This window comes from Hathewaya limosa, from assembly GCF_030815255.1.
Lineage (GTDB): Bacteria > Bacillota > Clostridia > Clostridiales > Clostridiaceae > Hathewaya > Hathewaya limosa.
The window spans coordinates 1-7,002 of record NZ_JAUSWN010000043.1; the positions used below are offsets into that span (position 1 = coordinate 1).

Annotated in this window: 7 protein-coding genes, 1 tRNA gene and 1 rRNA gene; 7 read left to right on the forward strand and 2 right to left on the reverse strand. The window is 27.2% G+C overall.

What is annotated here, in order from left to right; all coding sequences use genetic code 11:
* Window positions 1-154: 154 nt before the first annotated feature.
* From rrf to QOZ93_RS13765, 4 genes are all read left to right on the forward strand, one after another.
* Window positions 155-271 (forward strand): 5S ribosomal RNA (rrf, locus tag QOZ93_RS13750).
* Between the two features lie 14 nt (window positions 272-285).
* Window positions 286-362 (forward strand) — tRNA-Arg (locus QOZ93_RS13755).
* Between the two features lie 227 nt (window positions 363-589).
* Window positions 590-1,282 carry a DNA/RNA nuclease SfsA gene (gene sfsA / locus QOZ93_RS13760; protein ID WP_307357409.1) on the forward strand — a complete coding sequence of 231 codons (693 nt, stop codon included), beginning with the start codon at window positions 590-592 and terminating at the stop codon, window positions 1,280-1,282.
* Between the two features lie 12 nt (window positions 1,283-1,294).
* A complete protein-coding gene (locus tag QOZ93_RS13765) occupies window positions 1,295-1,792 on the forward strand; it encodes an NAD(+) diphosphatase (protein ID WP_307357400.1) in 498 nt (165 codons plus the stop codon).
* Between the two features lie 53 nt (window positions 1,793-1,845).
* Here QOZ93_RS13765 and QOZ93_RS13770 read toward each other — a convergent pair whose 3' ends face one another.
* Window positions 1,846-2,193: a hypothetical protein gene (locus QOZ93_RS13770; protein ID WP_111940099.1), complete on the reverse strand. Its 348-nt coding sequence runs from the start codon at window positions 2,191-2,193 to the stop codon at window positions 1,846-1,848.
* A 66-nt stretch (window positions 2,194-2,259) separates the two neighbouring features.
* The gene (locus tag QOZ93_RS13775) at window positions 2,260-3,528 is read right to left on the reverse strand and encodes a DUF1576 domain-containing protein (protein WP_111940101.1); all 1,269 of its coding nucleotides are present in this window, start codon (window positions 3,526-3,528) and stop codon (window positions 2,260-2,262) included.
* A 398-nt stretch (window positions 3,529-3,926) separates the two neighbouring features.
* Here QOZ93_RS13775 and QOZ93_RS13780 point away from each other — a divergent pair, with 398 nt between their 5' ends.
* The 3 genes from QOZ93_RS13780 (at window position 3,927) to QOZ93_RS13790 (ending at window position 6,528) form a co-directional block, all read left to right on the forward strand.
* The gene (locus tag QOZ93_RS13780) at window positions 3,927-4,181 is read left to right on the forward strand and encodes a hypothetical protein (protein ID WP_111940103.1); all 255 of its coding nucleotides are present in this window, start codon (window positions 3,927-3,929) and stop codon (window positions 4,179-4,181) included.
* Between the two features lie 192 nt (window positions 4,182-4,373).
* Window positions 4,374-5,552: an MFS transporter gene (locus QOZ93_RS13785; RefSeq protein WP_307357402.1), complete on the forward strand. Its 1,179-nt coding sequence runs from the start codon at window positions 4,374-4,376 to the stop codon at window positions 5,550-5,552.
* A gap of 22 nt (window positions 5,553-5,574) precedes the next feature.
* On the forward strand, window positions 5,575-6,528 hold the full coding sequence (locus QOZ93_RS13790; RefSeq protein WP_307357406.1) for a GNAT family N-acetyltransferase: 954 nt from the start codon (window positions 5,575-5,577) through the stop codon (window positions 6,526-6,528).
* The last annotated feature ends 474 nt before the right edge of the window (window positions 6,529-7,002 follow it).

The following is a 7,002-nucleotide window of genomic DNA, read 5'->3' on the forward strand; positions in this document are numbered from 1 at the left end:
GAGGTGTAAGCGTGGTAACATGTTCAGCTGACTCATACTAATAGGTCGAGGACTTGACCAAATAAATATTCATTATACAATTTTGAGAGAGCAATTTCTCTAAAACTAAGATTTAAGTTGACAGTTGACTTAAATTTATATATTATATAAATAATCCGGTGATGATGGCGTAAAGGTAACACTCCTTTCCATACCGAACAGGCAAGTTAAGCTTTACAGCGCCGATGGTACTTCAGGGGCAGCCTTGTGGGAGAGTAGGACATCGCCGGGTTTATAACTTTTTATGCGTCTTTAGCTCAGCAGGATAGAGCAACGGCCTTCTAAGCCGTGTGCCAGGGGTTCGACTCCCTTAAGACGCACCATTTTATTAATGTGGATAAAAAGCCCTTTTATAAAGTATTAACTTTATAAAAGGGCTTTTTATATTGTAAGTTTATTGTTTATAATAATATTAGATAATTAATTATAAGTATAATAATCCACAAATGACTTTTAAAATAATTAACATTGTGGAATACTTTAAATATGAATTGTGGATAAGTTTAAGTATAAGATGGATAAATGGTTATTAAGAAAAGAGGATAATAATATGTTTTTTAAGGAACAAGTCATAAGAGCTAAATTTATAAAAAGACCAAATAGGTTTCAAGCATATGTTAAGGTGGATAATAAAGAAATCTTAGTACATGTTCCTAATACAGGAAGATGTAAAGAAATCTTAATCCCAGGTTGTACAGTTATTTTAAGAGAAGGAACAACTCCTAATAGAAAGACGCCATATGATCTAATAGCTGCATATAAAAAGAATAAGTTAATAAATATAGATTCTCAGATTCCTAATAAAGTTGTAGAGGAGGCATTAAAGGCAAAAAAATTTCCTAAGCTTGAACAGTTTAATATTATACAAAGGGAAAAGACATTCGGAAATAGTAGATTTGATTTTAAACTTTCTAAGGATAGTGGAGAGGAATATTATTTAGAAGTAAAGGGAGTTACATTAGAAGACAATGGAACTACAATGTTCCCTGATGCCCCAACAGAAAGAGGAACTAAACATATTTTGGAGTTAATTGAAGCAAAGAACAGTGGGAAAGGTGCAGGTGTTGTTTTCTTAATTCAGCTAAATGAAATCAAATCCTTTTCTCCAAATGAAGATATGGATCCTAAGTTTACAGAAGCACTGAAACTAGCTAAAATTAAAGGGGTAGATATTTTTGCTTATGAATGTGAGGTTGGAGAAGAATATATATATTTATCTAAAGAAGTAAAAATAGTTATATAAGGAGAGAGTAGGATGAAGTTTAAATTTTGTCCGATTTGTGGTAGAAAACTGATATATAAATATAGTTGGGATGAAGGAAATGTTCCTTATTGTGAAAAGCATAAAATGTTATTTTTTGATGTTCCTAAACCATGTATAGTTGTAGCAGTTATAAGGGATAATGAAATTCTCTTATTAAAACAAAGTTATATATATAAAAATTCGGAGATTCTTATTTCAGGATATGTTTGTCAAAATGAAACTGTAGAGGAAGCTGTGCATAGAGAGGTTAGAGAAGAAACCGGTATTAATATTAAGAATATAAAATATCTAGGTAGTCAGTTTTTAAAAGATAAAGAAATATTGATGCTTACTTTCATGGCTTTTTATGATAATGGAGAAATTTCTATATCAAAGGAAGTGGAACAAGCTAAGTGGAGAAATATTGATAATATTACTAGTTATATGAAAGAAGATATAATAGGTAAAAAAATTATAGCTAAAGTAATACAAGAATTAAAGATAGATTAATAGAATAAAAGATAGTAAAAAACACATCATTTGTTTAAAATGATGTGTTTTTCTTAGACTTTTCTTAAGAGTTGCATGTTTAAAATTTTATCTTTTTTGTTATAATCTATAATTGCGTTATCTATCATCATACCTATTAAAGTTAATTCTGAATCTGTAATATCATCACCGCTTAAACTCCAATAATATTCTTCAATTTCATGACATCTAGGACAAGAAAGAGTGTCTTTTAATTCCTCTAGGATACTGTCAGGAAGTATTATATTATGTGAAATAAGAGTTATTTTAATGATATTCTTGATACTTTCTACCTCTAAGTTAACTTTACTTGCATTATATTTATAACAAAAGCTCATTAATTCACTTATTAGTTTTATATTTTTTATATTTGTATTATTCATGGTCTTTATAGCGCTTATAATAGCTATGTCTCCTTTCATAAAAATTTATTTTTTATTATTAAAATTTCACTTATCTATAGAACTAATCACTTTCTTTCTAAAGGCAGATATTATGGGAACTAATATTATAGCAATGGTTCCACCTACAAATCCATTATTATAAAGATTTATACCTCCATGTAAGTATCCCATATTCATTACCATACATACATGTAAAAAACCAGCTAATATTCCGAATATCCATCCAAAATGACCGCTAATAGGAGCTAAGGTTGTACTAAATAGAATTGCAAGAAGCATATTGGGAGAATTAACTTCCCAAACATTTAGAAAAGATGATAAAATAGCTCCAATTACAATAGGTGTTACGTTTTTTATATGTTTACCAAATGAACCAAAGCCGACAATAGTAAAAATTCCACCAATAGTAGGACCTGTTAAGTCACCATTAAGCAATAAAATTAATAGTGTAAATGAAATTCCCAAAATACCCATGTTAACAAAAGTAGCACCATCTCCAAATTTAATATAAAAATCTGATACTAGTCTTCCAGGTTGATTAGTAATCTTTTTTAATTTTTTAAAGGCATCTTTATCTAGTATATATCCTAAGATTATAAAAGATACGAATGTACATACTAAGAATACAGAAAAGAAAAAATTATTTCCATTGGCCCATAGCAATCTTTTAGGAAAATCTATTCCAAAAGCTCGTAAAATAGACATAAGTACAGTGCCTATAAGCCCTGCTGAGAAACCTGTATTATATAAATTATACCCTTGGTGAAGCCTTAAACAATATGAGGTTAATGGACTTAATATGAATCCAACTAATATGCCTGTAAATAATGCAAATGGAATTGCTAAATAAATAGGAAATATGTTTGTGAAAAGTAGTTCGTTAAATGTCGGGGAAAGAGTTGTACCGAATGTAGCGATTAAGATATAGTTTAAAAAGGGTTGTTTTTGATATTTAGAGAATAACCAAACGCCAAAAACTATTGGCCATACATTTAATATATTTTTTCCGAATAGTCCAAAGCCAAATATTAATAATAAGCAAGATATAGTAGAGCCATTTGGTTTAATTCCTACATAAATAAAAATTAATAAAAATGTTATAGATAATATACTTGCATTAAATAATGATGCACCTATACCTCCTAATGCAACATAGTCTGTAATTAAAATATTAGATTGAAATAGAATTTTTGTCATACCAGTAAAGATATTTACAGGAGTCTCTAATAAAAATGCAGTGGTCATAAATAGCGTAAAATAAATAAGTAGAATATAGTAGGTTTTATATAATTTACGTTTTATTTTTCTTTCCATTAATGGCCTCCCTCTTAAATTTAAATACTTATTAGAACATTATATTTTTAATAATTATATCATTAAAATAAATTTGATTTATATATTAAAGAAATTTTTTATATGAGTTTTCTATATCATAGATTTTATTAGGTTTTATTTAACTTTAAATAATGATAAAATTTAAAAAAGATGATTGAATGTAAAATAAAAAATAAAAGAGGTAATAAAAATGGAAAAAGTTTTAGCGAATAACTGTTTGAAATGTCCTGAGTATAATAACAAAACTTGTGATGGCAATGTAAAAGATTGTATGTGTTTAAGATGCCCAAGAAATTTAGCGGAATGTATAATAGTTAGGTATTGTAGAGAAACAGAATCCCCATTATATATTAAGAGGTAATACAATAATATATTTTATGAGTAAATTATTTTTATGGGGTAATACTATTATTATAATTACATTAAATCTAGCAGGAGATGATAGTATGCTAAATGGAGAATTACATAAGTTAGTGGCAGAGAATTGTAATCAGTATGTAGATAAATTTTCAATGACATCTAATATGTTAAGTTCTAATTGCAATACTTGTTCTAGATGTATTAATTATAAAAATGGTATGTGTACTAAAAACATGTTTAATGTTATGAAAGAAATAATAAGCATAGGCTAAATAAATTTTGTAGTTAAAAAAGCATTTATAATTAATAAAATTCGTATATCAATTATAAATGCTTTTTATTTTCAAGGAAATATTTATGAAATAAAGCGAGTTGTTTAAATTATTCTCCTCTTTCTTTTATTTCTGTAATAGTTATTTATGATATAATATATATTATTTATGATTTGATAGGAGGACAAGAAGTTGGTTACACCGAATAGTAAGAAAAAGTGCAACAAAAATAAGTACATATATTTAATTATATTTATGTTTGCATTAATGATTTTAGATGCTATTGCAGAAAATATCAAAGGCGTTTTTGTTCCTATTTTTAAAAGTACTCTTAATATAAATGATAGTGTAATTGGTATATGGCTTTTTGTAGGATCTTTCGCTTATATAATATTTACCTACTTAGGAGGATTATTTTCTAGAAAGGTAGGGCAAAAAAAAGTATTTATAAGTGGAATGTTATTTGCTATATTAGCTACATTCTTGTTCTCTATAACTAAGAGTATGGGAATGTTATTTGTAGATACATTTTTAATAAATGCAGCCTTAGCTTTATGTGCAATAGCAATAAATACTTTGATACCTTTTATTGCAGTAAGTTTTCAAGCTGTGCTTATGAATTTAACTCATTTCTTTTATGGATTTGGTGCTACAATAGGTACAAGTTCAGCGGGGTATTTGCTGAATAAAAATATTTCATGGCAGAAAATATATTTAGGGGTTACTGTACTGTATATAGTGATGATGGGAATATTCTATTTTATAAAAGTACCAGAAGTAAGTATAAATAAGGAAACTAATTCTTCAAATAAATTAGAGTTAAACAAAACCTTAGTTTATGCTTTTGGGATAGCATTAGGTTTCTATGTGTTTGCCGAATCGGCTACAGTTACTTGGTTTGTAAATTATATGGAGAAAGGTTTTAATCTAGGAATAGGATCCGCCACTAAATATTTATCAGCATTTACTGCTGTCTTTACAATTGGCAGGCTCTTAGGAGGATTTGTAGTTGAGAAATTTGGTGAACTAAGATCTGTAATAGTTTCCACTGTAATAGCTATTATATTATTTGTAACAGGAATAATATTAGCTGAAAAAGGTCTTATGTTTATTGCTGCATCAGGATTATTCTTTGCTATAACTTTCCCTACTATAGTTTTAGCATCCAGTAAGGTTTTTAAATCTGATTCATCTTATGTAATGGGACTAATTGTTTCTAGTGCATCAGTTGTAAGCATGATTTTAAATGCAATATTAGGATCTTTGAATCAAGCTTTTGGGCCTAGTCGTGCATTTTTTATAATACCTATCAGTTTGTTTATATCTTTATGTGCACAATTTTATATAAACAATAGTTTAAGAAAAAATTAAGTTAAAACTGAGGCGTGAGATAATGGGAAGTGAAAAAAATTTAATTACAATTGAACAGATAAAGGGAAATGAAAATGAGTATGTTTTAAAAGATAACGTAGGAATTAACATAGGTAGAATATTTATAGTAGATAAAAATATTAAAAATAAATACATGTTGATAAGAATAAAACTTTATAAAGAAAGTAATGGATTATATGATCTTTTATCAGAATTGATAGATTCATTATTATATAAATTGTTTTGGGAGAAAAAAATATGTAAACTTAATTTACTTGTAAATCAAGATTTCGATTTTTTGCCTATAATAGAAAAGGGATTTGAATTAGAAGGAGTATTAAAAGACAATATATATATAAATAGAAATGAATATAAATCGGAGTTTTTATTTGGGATAACAGATGAAGATTATAAAAAGTCAGATATAAAGAGCCAACATGCCATAAAGGGAAAACATATAGAGTTAAGAATTTTAACACCAGATTATAGCAATGAATTATTAAATTATTGCATAAGAAATAGAAAACACTTAGAGATGTATGAACCTCATAGAGAAGAAAGGTATTTTACTATAGATGCTCAACAAAGTTACCTTATTGAAAGTTATAAGGGTTATTTAAATGGTAGAGAAGTTAATTTCGGGGTGTTTAAACAAGGAAAGCTAATCGGAAAAATAAGAGTGACCAATATAACTTTAGGTGTGTTTAGAAATTGTACAGTGGGTTATTCTATGGACGAAATGGAACAAGGAAAAGGTTACATGAAAGAAGCGTTAAATTTAACTATAGAGTATATTTTTGATGTATTACAATTACACAGAATAGAGGCTAGTACACTTCTAGATAATGTCAGGTCACAGGCAGTTTTAAAGGCATGTGGATTTAAAGAATTAGGTATAAATGAAAAATACTTATTTATCAATGGTGAGTGGAAAGATCATAAAACATTTTATAAAACGTTTAATTGGAGCGAATAGTAATTAGCTTATATTATTTCTTGTTAAGTTATAATATAGGCTAGTTTTTTATTTTGTATAATAATTTCATTATAAATAAAGTAAAAATTCATAGGACTAGTTTTTTCTATTAACAAAAAACGTAAAGAAATATACTAAAACATAAAAAAACAGAAAAAAACTATACCTGGTGTATCTATATGTGTAAAAAGCGAAAAATAATAGTAAATAGGAGGAAATGTGATTTAATTTATCGTAAATCACAATAAATGTATAAATACGGGAGATAAATCTGTTAATATATTAATTGTTCTTCACGAAATGTGATTAACAAGCAAATCAAAAATATGTTGACAAAACATAAATGGTTTGGTAAAATAAAAAATGTAGTCGAAAGACGGAAATTGATCTTTGAAAATTAAACAGAGTATGATAAACAACTCGTATTCTTTTGAAATAAAAATTAAATGCTTAGCAAGTAATGCTTAAGTCAGA

Excerpts from the sequence above, each read along its gene's own strand:
- sfsA (WP_307357409.1), top strand. The coding sequence starts at position 590 with ATGTTTTTTAAGGAACAAGTCATAAGAGCTAAATTTATAAAAAGACCA.
- QOZ93_RS13780 (WP_111940103.1), top strand. The coding sequence starts at position 3,927 with ATGAGTAAATTATTTTTATGGGGTAATACTATTATTATAATTACATTA.
- QOZ93_RS13775 (WP_111940101.1), bottom strand. The coding sequence starts at position 3,528 with ATGGAAAGAAAAATAAAACGTAAATTATATAAAACCTACTATATTCTA.
- QOZ93_RS13790 (WP_307357406.1), top strand. The coding sequence starts at position 5,575 with ATGGGAAGTGAAAAAAATTTAATTACAATTGAACAGATAAAGGGAAAT.
- QOZ93_RS13770 (WP_111940099.1), bottom strand. The coding sequence starts at position 2,193 with ATGAATAATACAAATATAAAAAATATAAAACTAATAAGTGAATTAATG.
- QOZ93_RS13765 (WP_307357400.1), top strand. The coding sequence starts at position 1,295 with ATGAAGTTTAAATTTTGTCCGATTTGTGGTAGAAAACTGATATATAAA.